Origin of the sequence: Cohnella terricola, assembly GCF_007786475.1 — a bacterium.
Lineage (GTDB): Bacteria > Bacillota > Bacilli > Paenibacillales > Paenibacillaceae > Cohnella > Cohnella terricola.
This window is the reverse complement of record NZ_VNJJ01000004.1, coordinates 420377-437881: the sequence shown is the minus strand read 5'-3', so window position 1 is coordinate 437881 and position 17505 is coordinate 420377. Positions and strand designations below refer to the sequence as shown.

Annotated in this window: 12 protein-coding genes and 1 pseudogene; 8 read left to right on the top strand and 5 right to left on the bottom strand. The window is 52.0% G+C overall.

Going from position 1 to position 17505, the window contains the following annotated elements; all coding sequences use genetic code 11:
• Positions 1-11: 11 nt before the first annotated feature.
• Positions 12-791: a copper amine oxidase N-terminal domain-containing protein gene (locus tag FPZ45_RS09905; RefSeq protein WP_186438329.1), complete on the bottom strand. Its 780-nt coding sequence runs from the start codon at positions 789-791 to the stop codon at positions 12-14.
• A gap of 375 nt (positions 792-1166) precedes the next feature.
• Between FPZ45_RS09905 and FPZ45_RS09900 the strand changes: the two genes are divergently transcribed.
• On the top strand, positions 1167-6167 hold the full coding sequence (locus FPZ45_RS09900) for a discoidin domain-containing protein (protein WP_144700758.1): 5001 nt from the start codon (positions 1167-1169) through the stop codon (positions 6165-6167).
• Positions 6168-6267: 100 nt separating this feature from the next.
• Here FPZ45_RS09900 and FPZ45_RS09895 read toward each other — a convergent pair whose 3' ends face one another.
• Positions 6268-6624 carry a hypothetical protein gene (locus FPZ45_RS09895; RefSeq protein WP_144700756.1) on the bottom strand — a complete coding sequence of 119 codons (357 nt, stop codon included), beginning with the start codon at positions 6622-6624 and terminating at the stop codon, positions 6268-6270.
• Positions 6625-6643: 19 nt separating this feature from the next.
• On the opposite strand from FPZ45_RS09895, the pseudogene FPZ45_RS09890 reads away from it, so the two are divergent.
• The 3 genes and pseudogenes from FPZ45_RS09890 to FPZ45_RS09880 all read left to right on the top strand — a co-directional run.
• Positions 6644-6955, top strand: a pseudogene (locus FPZ45_RS09890) (transposase); the annotation flags it as partial.
• Positions 6956-7073: 118 nt separating this feature from the next.
• Positions 7074-7907 (top strand): non-homologous end joining protein Ku, encoded by an 834-nt coding sequence (gene ku, locus FPZ45_RS09885; RefSeq protein WP_144700754.1) that lies wholly within the window; start codon positions 7074-7076, stop codon positions 7905-7907.
• 66 nt (positions 7908-7973) lie between these two features.
• Positions 7974-8489: an acyl-CoA thioesterase gene (locus FPZ45_RS09880; RefSeq protein WP_144700752.1), complete on the top strand. Its 516-nt coding sequence runs from the start codon at positions 7974-7976 to the stop codon at positions 8487-8489.
• An 11-nt stretch (positions 8490-8500) separates the two neighbouring features.
• Here the strand turns inward: FPZ45_RS09880 and FPZ45_RS09875 are convergent, their stop codons facing one another.
• Complete coding sequence (locus FPZ45_RS09875) at positions 8501-9616, bottom strand: transglutaminase domain-containing protein (RefSeq protein ID WP_186438328.1); 1116 nt, start codon at positions 9614-9616, stop codon at positions 8501-8503.
• A 280-nt stretch (positions 9617-9896) separates the two neighbouring features.
• Here FPZ45_RS09875 and FPZ45_RS09870 point away from each other — a divergent pair, with 280 nt between their 5' ends.
• On the top strand, positions 9897-10076 hold the full coding sequence (locus FPZ45_RS09870; RefSeq protein ID WP_144700748.1) for a hypothetical protein: 180 nt from the start codon (positions 9897-9899) through the stop codon (positions 10074-10076).
• 88 nt (positions 10077-10164) lie between these two features.
• Here FPZ45_RS09870 and FPZ45_RS09865 read toward each other — a convergent pair whose 3' ends face one another.
• Both FPZ45_RS09865 and FPZ45_RS09860 read right to left on the bottom strand, forming a co-directional pair.
• A complete protein-coding gene (locus FPZ45_RS09865) occupies positions 10165-11322 on the bottom strand; it encodes an MFS transporter (protein WP_144700746.1) in 1158 nt (385 codons plus the stop codon).
• A gap of 368 nt (positions 11323-11690) precedes the next feature.
• Positions 11691-12518: a lipoate--protein ligase family protein gene (locus FPZ45_RS09860; protein ID WP_246120393.1), complete on the bottom strand. Its 828-nt coding sequence runs from the start codon at positions 12516-12518 to the stop codon at positions 11691-11693.
• A gap of 240 nt (positions 12519-12758) precedes the next feature.
• On the opposite strand from FPZ45_RS09860, the gene FPZ45_RS09855 reads away from it, so the two are divergent.
• The 3 genes from FPZ45_RS09855 to FPZ45_RS09845 all read left to right on the top strand — a co-directional run bounded on the left by FPZ45_RS09855 (position 12759) and on the right by FPZ45_RS09845 (position 17470).
• On the top strand, positions 12759-14039 hold the full coding sequence (locus FPZ45_RS09855; protein WP_144700744.1) for an ArsB/NhaD family transporter: 1281 nt from the start codon (positions 12759-12761) through the stop codon (positions 14037-14039).
• Positions 14040-14136: 97 nt separating this feature from the next.
• Positions 14137-15960, top strand: a complete 1824-nt coding sequence (locus FPZ45_RS09850) for a sensor histidine kinase (RefSeq protein WP_144700741.1) — start codon at positions 14137-14139, stop codon at positions 15958-15960.
• The gene (locus tag FPZ45_RS09845; protein WP_144700739.1) at positions 15953-17470 is read left to right on the top strand and encodes a response regulator transcription factor; all 1518 of its coding nucleotides are present in this window, start codon (positions 15953-15955) and stop codon (positions 17468-17470) included. The genes FPZ45_RS09850 and FPZ45_RS09845 overlap by 8 nt, the downstream gene beginning before the upstream one ends.
• Positions 17471-17505 lie beyond the last annotated feature (35 nt).

The following is a 17505-nucleotide window of genomic DNA, read 5'->3' as shown; positions in this document are numbered from 1 at the left end:
GAAAGAGCGGTTTAAGGAGATACAAGCGAATAATCGACGCCCTCCGCCATCCATACGCCATCGATGCATCTCACCGTAATTATCCTCTCGACGTTCATCCCTCCGGCATCGGCCGGGCTCTCCAACTGACTGATATAGCCGTGGCCTTCTCCTTCGTAAAAGTACGTGAAAGGTTTGGAGACGAACTTGTGTTTCGTATTATTTGCACTGTTTCGCTGAATGAGTTTGTTGATGAACGTATCCGTAAAATAAGGCCGGAAATGGGTCCGGATCTGCTTGTAAGCGGACAGGTCGGCCGACTCGTTGGCGGCTGTGACCAATGCGTTAATCCGGGACGAGGTCATGGCTGGGAATTTCGTTCCCAGTTGCGTGCCGACGACAACCTTCCGATCGCCGAGCGAAGCGGAAGCCGTGCCTGTTGAAGCGTTCCAGTTCACGGTTCCTCCCAGCGCTTGAGCAACGAAACGAAGAGGAACGTACGTAACGCCTTTATCAACGCTGGAACGAACGTCCAACAAGATGCTTTCGCCATTGACCGTGATATAGTCCGAATTGATCGGCAAAACAATTGTGGTATCTTCTTTCGTTATCGTAGCGGTATACGACGACTGATTCCAGCTCACAGCGGCGCCCAGCGATTCGGAGACCGCGCGTAAAGGAATCAAAGTGCGTCCTTGAACGAATTTTCCTTGGAGATGCGCAACGGTTTGCTCCTGGGCCGAGGCCAGGCCGGAAGCTCCCGGTAGTAGCATGGCTGCCGCTAGCAGCGTCGCTGTTAATTTCTTCGTCATAGGGTAAAACCTCCGTAAGAGAAAGATATAAGTTGGACGTCGGCCCGACACGGAAAGTTCCATTGAAGCGGTTTCCAATTGGTGGGCATTATACGATTAATCCATGGCATTGTCATTGTCTCCCGTCTCATAGTGACATTATCCCAGAACAGTTATAGGGTGACATGATCACAGCAAAACGACATCATTCGACACATATTGACTTATGATTGAAATTGAATATAAACTGTCGCTACAAATCATGCTACAAATTTTTTTCAAGGTGATTGTAAGCGCTGTCTTTCGTATCGCGCGACGAAAGTGGGCGTTGCAATAATAAACAATTATAAGCGGAAGAACAAAACCATATTGTCTCGAATGGGAGGATGAGCAAGAATGGATCGAAAGAGCTTGTTGAAGCGGGCGCTTCCGTTAGCGCTGTCGCTTTCTCTGGCAAGCGGGGGACTAGCAGGGGCAGCCCCCGTTCCGCAAACTGCTGTACAACAAGGAGATTGGGGTAAGCTTCAAGCTACGATATCCAAATACTATGGCGAATGGACGGATACTTCCTATAAGGGGTTATTCGTCTCGACGATGCCCAAGACGGCTTTATTAGGGAATGGCGATATTGGCGTAACTTCCGGCGGAGACGCCGAATCGAAAACTTTTTATATTTCAAAGGGCGATTTCTGGGCGTATAGAGGTTCTCCAATGCCAATTGGAGGCGTTACGATTCAGAAAAAAACGACTGGTTCGCAAACGCCCGATCCGCAGACGACATCGCTTGCTTATGGAAAGCCAGCTACCTCAAGCGATAATCATTGGGGATCTTCGGCAGATCGTGCAGTGAACGGACAGTGGGGGATCGACTACGAGGGCTGGGTCTCACCGGTGGGCAATGGGCAGTGGCTGGCGGTTGATTTGGGTGCAGATACAACCTTTAACCGGTTTGTCGTACGTCATGATGCAGCCGCACGGCCTAACGAAACGGCTAATATTACGCTTAGCTTTAAACTGCAGACAAGCGCTGACGGTTCCAATTGGACGGATAAGTATACGGTGACTGGAAATCACGATGCAATTACGGATATTACGCTTCCTCTTCCCGTCACGGCAAGGCATGTGCGATTGTTCATTATGAATGGAACGCAGGAGACGACACCGGATTCGATACAGTATCCAAGGGCCCGGATCGGTCAGTTCGAATTGTACAACAATCCGGATTTGGTTGATCAGCAGAATACGCCGCAGTTGCCGGCAGATCCGGTATCTCTCACTTTGAATAAACCGGCTACGGCAAGCTCCGCGCATTACCATCTGACTCCTGACCGGGCGGTTAATGGATCATGGAGTCCTAATTCCGGCTACGAAGGCTGGACTAGCAGTTACGAAGGCGACGGTCATCCGGCGCCGTGGTGGCTTGAGGTCGATTTGGAAGAGCAGAAAACCTTTAACCGTTTCGTCGTTCAACATGACGGGGCGGCACGACCGGGTCAATCTGCTAACAATACGAAGGACTTCGAGTTGCAAACGAGAAACACGCCGCAGGACATCTGGCAGACCGCTCATCAAGTGGTAGGCAACACAAGCGACACGACGGACGTTAGATTAAATCAGCCGGTCACGGCACAATATGTCCGGCTGTACGTTACAGCAGGAACGCAAGATACGCCTGATCCAAGAGCTCGAATTGGCCAATTCGAACTGTTCAACGAGGTGTCCAATCCGGGCGGCGGATTGCCGCAGCAACCGGAGGAACAATTCAAGATTTACGATCTTGGCAGCATCTTCGATCTATCCCGGTACGTCGTTCGTCTCGGACATGCTTCGCCTATTAAGGTGGAAGCAAGCGAGAACGGCCAAATTTGGGAGACGATCGGGGAGCAGATCAGCAGCCGTGGCAAACTCGTAGATGTAACGGTCGATTCATTCACAGCGCGTTACATTCGGGTAACGGCGGACACGGCTTCCACGATTTTACAGCTGTCCGCATTTGAAACACCGGGATTAAATCGTTTCAAGCCGGAAGGGAAGCTGCATGAGATTCAGAACATTCTGGATGCCGAAGTAAAGACAGAGATGGAAATCGGCGGGACGCCTTTGTCCATGAGGACGTGGACTTCGGCAACGGAGAACGTCATTGTTACCGAATTGACGTCGAAAGGCACATCGCCGGTTGATATGCAAGCTCAGTTATGGGCGAAGTCCGGAAATGGCCTTCCGGTTACGGCAACAAACGATGGAAGCAGCGCTACCGTCACCCGCCAGACGCTAATTGACAGCAGAGATGTCAATGATGTTAAAGCGCACGCCTCCAAGGCGGCGATGACGATGAAAGTGATCGGCACAAACGGCGTTGCCGTTAACTCGGATGCAAATAAGGCAACAGGCACGTTTGAATTTGCACTTCAACCCGGCCAGACCGTCTATCTCGTAACGGCAATTGGGGGCGGAGGGCGCACCTACGATAGAGCAGGCAATCTGCTGCAAGCTGCTCAACCGGAAGTTGAAGCCACAGGTCTGCTACACCATATTGCCGGTTTGGCCGATATTCAATCGCTGCACGGCAAGCATCAGGATTGGTGGAAAAACTTCTGGCTATCCTCTTACATTAGCATGGATACGACCGATCCGAAGCTGGACACGCTGATGAAATACTATTATGCCGCGCAGTATGTACTTGGCAGCAGCATTCGTGAGGATAAGGTCGCTCCTGGCCTATACAGCCTATGGCATACGACGGACGGCTCGCAGTGGAGCTCCGACTATCATATGAATTACAACTTTATTTCTACGTTCTATGGCGTTAACTCCAGCAACCGGGCGTGGATGGGACTTCCTGCGATTGACGCTATTCTGGATTACGCCGACGAAGGAGAAAAGAACGCGGCTTCGACGGATCATTTGCTGAATATCGGCTACGGCTGGCACGCCAACCAGGCCCGCCTATTCGTGGAATCCAAGATCGCCAAAGGCGATATCGATGCAATTAACGGCATTCCTAACGCCTTGCTTTATCCGGTGAGCCTTGGCCCATGGGGGATGAAGATCGAAAGAAATTACAGCTATTACGGGCAATTGCTCGACGCGATTTTCAGCACTTATACGTTGATTGAATATTACGACTATACGCTAGACGAGAGTTTCCTTCCTGTCATGTACGATTATTTGAAGAAATGTCTCGCTTTGTACGAAGCATGGCTGGAGAAAGAGAATGGCCAATATGTGCTTTATAGCGCGTATAACGAAGGCTCATGGGGCAAAAACTCGGCGGTAGAGCTGGCCGTGCTCAAAAATACGCTGTCCCACGCGATAAAGGCAAGCTCGAAATTGAACATCGATGCGGCCAAACGCGAGCAATGGCAAACGATACTCGACAATCTTGCTCCGCAGCCAACGGCCGCCTATGCAGGCAAGACGATATTCTCGCTGGCGGAAAAGCATTGGAACAACAACCAATGGGAAGACCTTGCAAGACCAATCCCTTGGGATGGCAATATTCTTCCGATGGAAAATGTGATACCGGGCGATCAAATCGGCTACTACTCGCCGGATACCGACTTGCAGGTCGCTCACAATACGATCTCGGTATTTGTGGATGAAGCGATTGGCGGCGGGAAAAATGGGGCGTGGAGCCAATACAACAACTTCCCGAAAATTTTCGCCAATGCGGTAAGAGTAAGATACCCGGCGCAGGAAATCGTCGACAATTTTGCGCTGACGATTGAAGAGCAGATGGAAAAGAATTTGACGATCACGGACGATTCCGATTTTCATGGTGCCGAGAAGAGCGGTGCTACCGAAGCGATTAACAGCATGTTGCTTCTTAGCGATCTGGGCGTTATGAAGGTGTTCCCGAACTGGCTCAAAAACCGGGATGCGGAATTTAAAAACCTTCGCGCCAAAGGAGCCTTTGTCGTATCCTCCGCCTATCGGGGCGATACGCAGTCTGTTCAGTATGTCGATCTGACGAGTGAAGCCGGTCAACCGGTTACGATCGCTTCGCCTTGGGTGAGCGGAATTGTTGTGAAAGACGAGAACGGCAGGGTCATTCCGACGGTAGCGGGCACGGCGCCTAACCATGCCGAAGAAGTAACGTATACCTTCAACACGACGAAAGGTATGAAGTATCGCATCGTTGCTGTAGAGAATGAATCAGGCAATCCGGGAGGTCCAAGCAATCCGAATCCGGGAACGAATAACGGCAATGGCGGCAATTCTGGAGGTTCTGAAACAGGGAGCGGCAACGGTGTCGTGAAAGCGCCAGAGCCAACCGTTGACGCGGCGGGACTGGCAACTACAAGCATTGATGCGGCTGCGTTCCGGAAAGCTGCGGCTGCGTCTAATTCGATTCGCATTGAAGTTCCGGCTATATCAGGAGCTAATGGTTATGCTGTCAATTTGCCAGCGGAGGCTTTTGTCGCCGGAGCAGCTGTCAGAAGCATAGAAGTGACAACGGGGGCAGGTAGCATTCGGGTAGCCTCCGACATGCTTAACGGAGAAGTGCCGGTCGGCAGCAAGCAAGTAACGCTGATCATAAAAGATGCGGATAAAACGGCCATGGATGCTTCAGTTCAGGCAGGTATCGGCAACAGGCCTGCAGTAGAAATCAGCATCCAAGTGGATGGGGTTACTCAAGCTTGGAGCAACCCGGCTTCCCCGATTGTCGTCTCGATTCCATATGTTCCGACTGCCGCAGAACTGGCAGACGCCGAGCATATCGTCGTATGGCAAATAGACGAAGCGGGCAAACGGCATATCATCCCTACAGGGAAGTATGATCCGGCGACGGGTACTGTAACGTTCAAAACGACAGTGCTGGGCACCTTCGCAGTGGGCTATGTTCACAAAAGCTTTAAAGACCTTAACCGACATGGCTGGGCCCGAAAAGCCATTGAAGTGATGGCGTCCAATGGGGTCATTAATGGGGTGTCGGCGGATACTTATAATCCTTCGGCGCCAATCAAACGGGCGGATTTCATTTTGATGCTCGTGAGAGCGCTTGGTTTAAGCGGGGATACAGCATCCGGCGATTCTTTCTCCGACGTTCCTTCCGATGCCTATTATGCAGATGCTGTGGCTGTCGCTAAGAAGCTGGGAATCGTAACGGGAGTTGGCAACGGTCAATTCAATCCGGAGCAATCCATCACGAGACAAGATATGATGGTGATGATTGATCTGGCTTTGACTGCCGCAGGACGCAGCTTAGATCGCGGATCTGCTGCCGATTTGACTGGCTTCAAGGATCGGGCCAATGTAGCTTCCTATGCGGCGCAAAGTGCAGCAACGCTTGTGAGGAGCGGTATTGTCGAAGGTTCCAGGAAGCAGATCAATCCCCGCGGCTTAACCACAAGAGCAGAAGCGGCAGTGTTGATCTATCGTATTTATAATAAGTAAAGATATATCTCCAAAGAGGGTATCCCATAAGTGATATGGGCTGCCCTTTTTTTTTCGGGCGGGAACTTACAAATCGTGAAATTTCACGATTCCAATCTGCCTAACTCCCGTTCAAGGGCATTGTTACGGTCTCGCAGACCGTTACAGACACTGAACCCCCGTCCACGGTCATTGCAACGGTCTCGCAGAATGTTACAGACACTGAACTCCCGTCCACGGGCATTGTTACGGTCTCGCAGACTGTTACAGACACCGAACCCCCGTTCACGGGCATTGCAACGGTCTCGCAGACCGTTACAGACACCGAACCCCCATCCACGGTCATTGCAACGGTTTCGCAGACCGTTACAGACACCGAACCTCCGTCCACGGGCATTGCAACGGTCTCGCAGACCGTTACAGACACAGAACTCCCGTCCACGGGCATTGTTACGGTCTCGCAGACCGTTACAGACACCGAACCTCCGTCCACGGGCATCAAACCGCAGTGTACGAAAGCTCAAGGTGATCGTGAGATAAGAGTCAGCATAAAGTATTTGCGGCTAAAGAACCAAGCCAGTCAAAGACTCCAAAGTGAAGAAGGCTATGTCCTAGCCGTAAGGCGCATGATTGAGCCGGAGCCCGTGTTTGGCTCTTTGAAGAACTACCGTGGGTTTAAAAGATTTCTGCTTCGAGGCTTGCCCAAAGATAGCCTCGAGGTCGAGTGGCTTTCCCTTGCCCACAAACTACTCAAGAAAGCCAGTATAGACGCAAAAAACCGAGGAGCTAAGCGAAAACAAACCGCTTAGCTCCTCAATTTCTGCCACAGGTTGCTTTTGGGACACCCTCTTTTTATCATGCGCGGGTATTCGCCTCTAGCATAAAGGAAATGCTTTTAATAGATTGCGATTACGGGAGGGATTCCGGATGCACGCCATGTGGAAAGGCACGATTCAAATCGCCAAAATGCAAATTCCGATCAAGCTGTACGCCGCGACGGAAGACAAAGAAATCTCACTGAAGCAAACCCATGCGGTTTGCGGAGGAGCGGTATCGCACTTGAAATACTGCCAGGCTTGCGAGGCGAAGCTCGAGATGAACGATATCCGCAAGGTCTACGATCTGGGCGGCGGCAACTTCGTGGAGCTGTTGGAGGAGGAACTGAAAGAAATCGCGCCCCAAGCCTCGAAAACGTTCCTCATCGAACAATTCGCCGACGAATCGGAGATTTCCCGAATCCGGCTCAAGAAGCATTATTATATCGGGGCGGAAGCCTTAGGCGAAGAGGCGTTTCGGCTTTTTCACGCTAGCCTCGTTCAGTCCGGGAAAGTCGGCATCGGCTACATTACGCTCAGATCGGCTCAGAGCCTTGCGGCCGTCTGGCCGACGACGGAAGGACTCATCCTCTCGACGATGCTGTACGACGACGAGATCCGGCAAATGGAACGAATCGTCTCTCCGTCCAACCGTGTTCATGCTCAAGCGTCCCAAGACCACTTGTTCGTTTTTCAGCAACTGATCCAAGCGATGACCTCGGAGTTCATCAGATCGAAATACATCAACAAATACGATGAAGCGCTCAAGATTCTGATCGACAAGAAAATCTCGACGCTCGCTCCGCAGGAGAAGCCGAAGGACGAACCGTTCCTGCAACGCGAGACGAATATGGAACAACTACTGTCCTCGTTGACTGCAAGCTTGGATTTCGCGAAAAGCGATAGCCGCTCGGTTGCCCAGCCCGAAGATCATCATCTGCATTAACCGCATATCCGCAAGTCCCTTCGGGAAAATTATCCCTAAAAAGGTCGGACCGGAAAGGCGTGTCCCATGCAGGAGTTAAAATTCGTCAGAGAAACGCGTTGTTTCAAAATATCCCGGGTGTTCCCAACGGACGTCAACAACCACGATACGCTATTCGGCGGCAAGCTGATGTCTTATATCGACGATATCGCGTCCATCTCGGCCTCCAAGCTGTGCCGGTTAACGACGGTCACGGCGTCTACGGATTCGGTCGATTTTCTTCAACCTATCCGGCCGACCGATTCGGTATCGTTGGAATCCTTCGTAACTTGGACGGGAAAGAGCTCGATGGAAGTATTCGTAAAGGTCATATGCGAAGATTTGAGAAGCGGGGAGCGGAAGATCGCCGCGACTTCTTTTCTGACGTTCGTGGCTCTGGGGGATAATAACGAGAAAATACGCGTCCCCCGAATCGTGCCGGAGACGGAGGAAGAGAAGAAGCTATACGAAACCGCGGAGAGCAGGACGGAAATGCGGAAGCGCCGGCGGGAGGAGAGTCGGAATTTCGCCGACTATTTGCTCACGAAATATCCGTGGGAATAACATCATCCCGCCTAGTACTTCAGCTTAATCCGAATCAGTTTATCATTGCTAATGGAGCGTGTGTAGTCTTCGTAGGTGTAGCTAATGCCGGATATTCCTTTTTGTCCGTTAAGCGCCTTCTGCAGATCCGATTTGACCGTCGCGCCTCTCGTGTAGCGAAGCACCAGCTCGTGCTCCCCGGCATCGACAGCCGCGCGGATTTTTTTCGCTAATCCGTCTACGTCAGCCACCGTATAAGCGTCTTCGAGATAGACGAAGCCGAGCTGTCCATAAAGCTTTTTGTAGAAATCCGAGCCTTTCGCAGCTAGCGCCGTCAGAACTTTCCCATAATCAGAGACGGCCAAAGGGTACTCTGCCGAGGGCTTCCATTTGTGGTCCACGCGAAGCTGGCTATCCGTCAAATTGTAATAGTTGTAGTAAACCTTCCCCGCGGTATCAGGCACGGGATCGTTCCAGGTCGTGTCGATATGGTACCATTTGCCGCCGATTTGGACGAGATTCCACGTATGGGCTTGGCCTCGCGAAGTACCCTCCACGATCTTCACCGGAATGCCCGCTTGTCTCATCATTTCGTAAGTAAGCAAAGCATACCCCTGACAAACGGTACTCCCTTCCATTAAGCCGTCGTAAGCGGAGTGAGAAATCAGGCGAGTGTCGTAGGAGAGATTGGTCACGATCCAATCGTGAATCACTTTCTCCTTCTGATGATCGCTCATGCCGGGAAGGAGAATCCGTTTGAGCGTCCGAGCGACGTTCGCTTTCACTTCGTTCGATTGCGCGAGCGTCTCCCAGTAAGTAAAACTGAAATCGATCGTAGCGGTATTTCCCCTGATCGTCGCTTTATAGCCGTACGTTTTCACGATATAGTGCAAATAATCGTCGGCTCGAATCGCGGCTTCCAACGTGTTTTTAATATCGGTTTTTAATGAGGACGCTTTGCCGGTATATCTCAATTGGACGGAACTCTGGCGTTCATTCAGCGCGGTGAGGATGTCTTGCTTCAATAAGGCCGGAGATGAGACGCCGGCGGACGCGAGCATGGACGGGAACGGCCCGCATGCTGTCGTAAGTGACAAAGTGCCGAAGAGGAGCGAGGAAACTAACCATGCCTTGATCGCAGTTATCATATTCGTCTTGTCCTCTCTCTTCCTGATGCTGCAGCGCTCAATCGTTCGCGCCCGCCCGAGGCTTATAATCGTAATATAGCATGCCGGAGGGCATTTTCGAAGAGGAAGACGCGAAACGGAGCAAGGAGCAGTATGATTTCGATAACGCCTTCCAGAACAAATAGGGTTGCTTCTCATGGCGAATTATCGCGCTTTAGTGTTTCATAGCGGATTTTTCATCCATTTCGGAATTGTTTACTATTATGAAATAGCTTGGCATTACGACACGGGGGTAAAAAACTTGAGTCATTTGGAAATGTTAAGGCGGCGGAGCGAGATTCTAAGACGGAATATCGGAACGATGATCATTAAGGAAAACAAGAGCGGAATGAACTTGCAGGAAAACAGATTTTACCACCAGTTGATCCGCAAATGGCACGAAAACGAGCATGAGATTCATGCCATGAATAAGAAAGCCTGAGAACGGATGAACCATTCGTCGGTCGACAAGGAACCTTCCGCAAACGCTGCGGGACGGCTCCTTGTTTTTTTAGGCAAGGTGCGAAAGATTAATCCTTATTATTAAGTTTCTTGCCGTAGGTCCGATAGAGCATAAGCCCCAGAACCATGCCTAAGAAAGAGAGGGTGGAGATTGATAAATAAAGGGTATGCGCGCCAAATGCTTTATAAATCATTCCGCCTATATAGGAAGCGAAAATACCCGAAAATCCGAAGAATAGGAGCGCCAGTACAGTCTGGCCCGTCGCTCGCCATTCCACTGGAACGATCCGATACAAGTATTGAATCGCTGCCGAGTAAAAAACAGGGAAGGTTAACATTTGCAAAATTTGCATGTACGCGAGCCAATGCGGATCGGTGATCCAAGCGGAAGCGAAAAAGCGAATGAAGTAAAACGCGGACGAGATCGAGATCATCATCATTTCTTTATTTTGACGCAACCACCAGAAGCTCAGCGCGAACACCAGGATTTCGCTTCCCGCAGCAATAAACCAAGCTTGGCCCAGCAGTTCTGGGCCTCCGCCGAGCTCGCGAATGTATAAACCGAGGTACGTATCGTTCATACGCGCGGGCACCGAACAAATGAATACTAATAAGAGGAAGAGAAGCGTCTCCTTGTTGCTGAGAAATCGTTTGAGGCTGCTAAACGAAACCGGTTTGCCCGAACCGGGTGCGTCGGGCATCATCCAGACGATACCCAGGCTGATTGCGCTGAATACAGCGAATATCCAAGCTAAGCTGTGCGCTCCGAAATAAGACATGGCATAGCCGGTAAGCAGGGCGGTAACCGCATATCCTAAAGCGCCATAGGTGCGGATCGATCCATAACTTACACCTGCATTTTCGGCGATCGTGAAATTGAAGCTTTCCGTCAAAGGATCGATCGGCATCAGGAAGAAGTAAAGCAGCATCGCGAGCAGGACGAGAAGGAGATAGCTGCTCGTATCATATAACAAATATCCGATGATCCCGGAGAAAATGAGAAGGGTAAGCAACACCTTGCGGATCGTTTTCTTCTTATCGCTGATCATTCCCCACAAAGGCTGCGTAATCAGCGTAATAATGCCCCCGGTGCCCACAACAAAGCCTATCTGCTCGGGCTGCAGTCCTTGCTCGTCTAAATAAACGGGAAGGAAAGGAATAAACAGCGCGAGGAGCGCAAAGTACATAAAATTAAAGCCTCTAAGGAGACTTGGTGTTTTTTTCATCGGTGAATCCCCTGTCTGTTCCATAATTTGATTCATTGTTGCCTCGCTTAATCGCTGAATCCGGCAATTTCCAACATCGCGGAGTTGAAATCGGTTTATGGATAGCGAGAAGGGGTTGTCCCAAAGTGTTAGACTTGGGCAGCCCCTTTTCTATGCCGCTGCGAAAATGTATATGATTTTTCATATATAATTTTTATATTTGGGCTCAAATCGCATAATGTATATGAAATTTCATATATATTCACCGGATTAGGACTCAAACTCGTGTGTTATAAATGATTTTTCGCATACATTTACTTAATTTCGGCCTCGAATCATAAATTAAACATGAAATTTCACATATAACATAGACGTCGCTGCCCCAGAACTCAAGGCAACGGATACCGAGCTCGCAGCTCTCTTCCCATGTCGACTATGGCCTGGGCGTCGGGCAGGACCAAGGGGGCGTCAGCGTCTTTGGAGCCTGCGTCCCGAACGATTCGCGTGATCGACTCGGCGAACGTTTCTATGGAATCGAGACCTGTGACGGAGCGCTCCTCCAAGCTGGTCATCGTTTCCGGGCGAACCTCGGGGTAGGACCCTGGTTCCGCCCCGTAACCTGCGATATCGTAGAATTCCTTGACGAGCCGCGCTCGCGCCGATCCCGAGCCTTCGACGATCACGAACGCCTGGATGATCATGGCTCGCAGTTGCCTTCGTTGGGCGATTCCGCAAAACTTCAGCCCGTCTATACTCAGATCGTAATCGCCCGGACAGAAGGAGCCTGCGACTTCGCCTTTGTCGACCTTGGTGCCATACTCGGCTGCGGCGCGTCGGATCAGCGCATACATCCGCTCGAAGTCGGCGCGGAAATCCTGCGATCGCCTTTCGTCGATCGGCAGGATGAGGGACAAGTTCACGACGCCGGGATCAAGCGGCACTGCCGCGCCGCCGGAGTTGCGAACGAGCACGGAATAACCTCGTTCCTCAAGCCTCCGAACCGCTTCGGCCGCATGCGGCAGCCGACTGTCCTTCGATCCGATGACGAACGCCCGCGGATGCCTCCAAAGATGGCAGACCGGCGGCTCTCCGGCACCGACGGCTTTGCCGAGCAGCTCGTCCAGGGCGAAGGGATAGACGGCATCGACCGCCGCGATGTCCTTCGTCCGGTCCAGGAGCCGCATTCCCGGCACCGCCTCGAACTCTTGAATGGCCAACCAATCTCACCTCGCGAACTTTCCGTTTATTAACTAGATTATCCGAACGGGCGAATAGTGACAACTATTCGAGAACCCACCTGAACCGTCCTAACAACCGAAATCCTTTGCATTTTCCACAAGGTTCGTGTAACATCGAATACGGATCGATCCAAATTGAATACAATTCGTTTTATTGGAGGAGCCTGTCATCGACGGGCTCTTTTTGTCGTTTTTACATTTCTCATCTAGGAGGACTATATGGAACAACAAGCTATTTTGGCAATCGGCATTTTTCTGGTGATTTACGCGTTCATTATTTCCGAGAAAATTCACCGCACGATCGTGGCGATGATCGGCGGGGTGCTGATGGTCGTGCTCGGCATCGTAGACCAAGAGACCGCGCTGCATCACATCGACTTCAATACGCTCGGATTGCTCGTCGGGATGATGATTATCGTTTCCGTCACCGCGGATACCGGCTTATTCAAATACATCGCGATCAAAGCCGCAAAACTAGCGAAGGGAAAACCCGTCCCCATCTTGATTGCGCTATCGCTGATTACGGCAGTAGGCTCCGCTTTTCTCGACAACGTCACGACGATTCTGCTGATGGTGCCGGTTACCTTCAGCATCACTCGCCAGCTTCGTGTGTCGCCTCTTCCTTATATGATCGCGCAGATTATCGCTTCCAACGTCGGCGGAACGGCCACGTTAATCGGAGATCCGCCGAACATCATGATCGGCAGCGCGGTGAAAGAGCTTACGTTCGTGGCGTTCATCAACAATCTGGCGCCGATCGCGGCCATCATTATGGCTGTTTATCTTCCTCTCTTCGTGCTGCTGTTCCGCAAGCAAATTCTCACGACGCCCGAATTGACCGAGAGCATCATGAAGATGAACGAGAAGGAATTCATTACGGACCGCCCGATGCTGATCAAGAGTCTTTCCGTTCTCGGGCTTACCATTCTGGGCTTTTTCCTGCATCAGGCTTTGCACTTGGAATCGGCTACCGTCGCGCTGGCCGGCGCTTTCCTGCTGCTTCTGCTGACAGGAGAACACGGAATGGAGAAGGCGCTGACCAAGGTCGAATGGACGACGATCTTCTTTTTCATCGGGTTGTTCGTGCTCGTATCCGGTTTGGTGGAGACGGGGGTCATCTCGCGAATCGCGGCCCAAGCGCTCGAATGGACGGGCGGGGATACGGCCGCATCGGCCATGCTCATTCTGTGGCTTAGCGCGATCGCGTCCGCTTTCGTCGATAACATTCCTTTCGTCGCGACGATGATTCCGATGATCCAGGAGATGGGGACCATGGGCGTAACGAACCTCGAGCCGCTATGGTGGAGCCTTGCACTTGGCGCTTGCCTCGGCGGCAACGGGACGCTCATCGGCGCTAGCGCCAATCTGATCGCCGCCGGGTTGTCGGCGAAGGAAGGCCACCCGATCGGTTTCGTTCAGTTTATGAAAATCGGTTTCCCGTTAATGCTGCTATCTATTGCGATCGCCAGCGTTTACGTGTGGCTCAGATACTTGAGTTAATCGGGACTAGGGCAAGCGCCAGCCTCGATACTGGGTTTCTATGGTTATATCTGCTATGATGTATCCCATAAACCCAAGGATGAGGGAAGGCCCCCAAGTGAGACTCGGTAAGATTTATCGCAATTACATTCGCAACAATTTGTTTATCAAAGTCATCTTCGTGTTCGCGATTATCGTGAACGTGACGATCATCACCTTATCTTATTTGCTCTCCAACCTTCTGTCCGCCAACGTCGTGGGCGGCGAGCTGAACAACCAAAAGCAGGCGATGGACCGGGTAAACCGTTATGTGGAGCAAAAATACGACTGGCTGCAGGACACGGTTCAGGAAATCTATCGGAACGGCGTGCTCGCGAGCAATATATCTTATTTTCTGACCCATCCTTACAAAGACTATGTGAAGTACATGCTGGATCAAAATTACGAGGGCGGAAGCACGACCGATATTCTGAATTACTTTTCCGGTCGGATGGAATCCGATCCCGATATCCAGAACGTAATCCTGTACAGCTCGGGCATGCAGTCGATGTACGTCTTCGAATCGCAAGGCCAGCGCAAGCTCTACGACACGAACGCCACTTATTCTTATATCCCCGAGATTATGGCGATGGGGGGGAGTGGCGCTTCGACCCCCAACATCTGGATTCGCAAAACGATCGATCAGTGGAATCCACAGCTATACGCGATGGGAAGCCAACTTAACGATAAAAATTCGCTGCAAAATATCGGAAGACTCCTCGTTTACTTCGATGCCGGCATGGCAAGCAGAGCGCTCGAGCAGGAACGCCGGGAGATGAAAGGAACGATCCTCGTCCTAACGCCCGATGGACAAGTGTTGATGGATTCTTCGAACCGTTATTACGGCGAAACGTTTCCTTATATGGAACAAATCCAATCGCTTCGTGAAGTCGAGACGTTGGACGAGCCCTCCTACATTTCTTCCCTAACGCAAAATAAAGCCGGGTTTACCGTCGTCGGCATCATGCCCATCCGCGAGGCGGCTCAAGCCTACGCGGGGCTCCAAAAAATGATCGTCCTCGTCAGCGCCGCATGCATCGCCGTCGCCGTCGTCATCCCGTCCTTGGTTATAGTGAGCATTGCCAGAAGAACGAACAAGATCGTCCTGTTCATGAAAAAAGTCGAAGGAGGAAATCTGACCGCCCGCCTGCATGATCCCCGGGAGGACGAGCTCGGCCAGATTTCCCGCAGCTTTAACGAGATGCTCGACGAGCTGAACCGACGGATCGACCGCGAGTACAAATCGGAAATCCGCCTCAAGCAGACCGAGCTGTCCGCGCTTCAGGCGAAAGTCAATCCGCACTTCCTGTACAATACGTTGGAAGTGATTCGCATGCGGGCGATGTCCCATGGAGCGGAAGACGTCGGGGAGATGATCTACAGCTTGGCGGCTTTGTTCCGCAATTCGATTCGCTCGAACCCGGAATGCTCCCTTAGGGAAGAGTTGGAGATGTGCAGGCTGTATTTGGAACTCTTCCGCATCCGATACAAGGACAAGTTCTCCTATTCGATCGAATATGATAAGGAACTCGCGAACGTTACTATTTTCAAAATGCTGCTGCAGCCTGTCGTAGAGAACTACATCGTCCACGGACTCGATCCCGAACGCAGGGATAACCGGCTAACGATTGAAGTATTCGGAAGCGGCGGCTACATTCGCGCAACGATGCGCGACAACGGGAAAGGGATCGAACCGGGTAGGCTTGAGCGTCTGCTGCGGGAGCTAGAAACGCCGGAAGTCCGGGAAGGAGAATCGTTCGGTCTGCGCAGCGTGAACGATCGTCTGAAGCTGATGTTCGGGCAAGACTACGGGGTGAACGTAGAAAGCGAGCCGGGTCAAGGAACAACGGTAACCGTGAGTTGGCCTGCGTCCGGGGAAGGGGCGAAATCAAGCGATGTATAACGTAATGATCGTCGATGACGAACCGTTTATCGCCGAAGGTCTGATCGATTCGGTCGATTGGTCGGGTTACGGACTGGAAGTCGTCGGCAGCGCGGAGAACGGCAAAGCGGCCTTGGAGCTTCTGCGCCGGATTGCCGTGGATATTCTGATTACGGATATTTCCATGCCCGTTATGAACGGTTTAGAGTTGATCCGGCAAGCCCGCGAAATTCTGCCTCACCTGAAAGTCATTATTCTCAGCGGGTTTAACGAGTTCGACTATTTGAAAGAAGGCATGAAGCTTGGCATTGAGAATTATTTGCTCAAGCCGGTTAACTTCCAGGAGCTTCGTTCCACGCTAAGCAGCACGGTCGACAAGCTGAACACCGTTAAGCCGGAACGGGTTTTCGGCGACGACGAGATCGGGATTCTGCGGGACAATATTATGCTGCGCTGGCTAACCGGCCGGATCTCTCCTCAGGAATTCTCGGACCGCTTATCGATGCTGGGCATCGAACTGACCAAACCGTACGCGGCCGTGGCGATCGTTCGGTCCGACGGCGAGCGGGATGGCTACGCGGAAACGGAACGAATGCTCGCGGGAGAGGAGTCCGCGATCGTGTTCCGGGATGCGGAGGATGATGCGGTTATCGTGTTCGGCATGAATGATCCCGATTCCGACAGAGGCGATGCCGAACGCAGGCTTCGAGAGTTGGCGGAGAAGGAAACCATTCGCTCCGGCGGAATTCGCATCGCGCTCGGTCCCGCGAAGCCGGTCGCCGAAGCCGCGGTGAGCTATGAAAGGGCCAGGCGGGCGCAGCAATTTTTCCTCGTCGCCCCGGAGCTGAGCTTTATCGACTTCGATCGTCTTCCTGTGGCTTCCGGGACGGGACTTCCCGAGGGTTCGCTGACGTGGGCCAGCTACGCCAAAGATCTCGTCGCCAAGGACAATGCCGAGCTGCTGCGCCGAATTGCCGGCGACTTCGCGGCAATCCGCGCCTCGGAGAACGCGGATCCGGTACGGGTAAAGGGAGCGGCCGTAGAGCTCATTATCCGAATAAAGATGGAGACGGACAAGCTAAATCGGCCCGAAGCGTCGGAAGCGTATCGGAACGCCCTGGAGCGGGTCATGAATGCGGACTCGCTGGAGCGGATCGAGATCGCCGTCAAGGACGCGGCAGCGTTCGCCTCGTCTTCTTTTGCGGGCGAAGACATGAGTCCCGTCATTAAGCAGGTGCTGCGCCATATCGAGGAGCATTACGCGGAATCGCTGACGCTCAAGTCGATGGGCCAGCAGTTCCATATCCATCCGAATTATTTGGGCCAGCTTTTTCACAAGCAAACGGGAGAGACGTTCGCCGATTACATCAACAAATACCGGATCGAGAAGGCCAAGAAGCTGCTGTTGGAAAGTTCGCTGAAGGTGAACGAGATCGCCCGACAGGTCGGCTATTGGGAGATCGGTTATTTCTACAAGCAATTCAAGAAACACGTCGGCATCGTGCCGGGAGAGTATAAAGGATTCACGTAACCGGAGATCGGCGCACGCCCGAATCGTTCCGCAAC

Bases quoted from the DNA above. Each gene is read 5' to 3' on its own strand.
- FPZ45_RS09900 (WP_144700758.1), top strand. From the start codon at position 1,167: ATGGATCGAAAGAGCTTGTTGAAGCGGGCGCTTCCGTTAGCGCTGTCG.
- FPZ45_RS09905 (WP_186438329.1), bottom strand. From the start codon at position 791: ATGACGAAGAAATTAACAGCGACGCTGCTAGCGGCAGCCATGCTACTA.
- FPZ45_RS09865 (WP_144700746.1), bottom strand. From the start codon at position 11,322: ATGAAAAAAACACCAAGTCTCCTTAGAGGCTTTAATTTTATGTACTTT.
- ku (WP_144700754.1), top strand. From the start codon at position 7,074: ATGCACGCCATGTGGAAAGGCACGATTCAAATCGCCAAAATGCAAATT.
- FPZ45_RS09845 (WP_144700739.1), top strand. From the start codon at position 15,953: ATGTATAACGTAATGATCGTCGATGACGAACCGTTTATCGCCGAAGGT.
- FPZ45_RS09880 (WP_144700752.1), top strand. From the start codon at position 7,974: ATGCAGGAGTTAAAATTCGTCAGAGAAACGCGTTGTTTCAAAATATCC.
- FPZ45_RS09855 (WP_144700744.1), top strand. From the start codon at position 12,759: ATGGAACAACAAGCTATTTTGGCAATCGGCATTTTTCTGGTGATTTAC.
- FPZ45_RS09875 (WP_186438328.1), bottom strand. From the start codon at position 9,616: ATGATAACTGCGATCAAGGCATGGTTAGTTTCCTCGCTCCTCTTCGGC.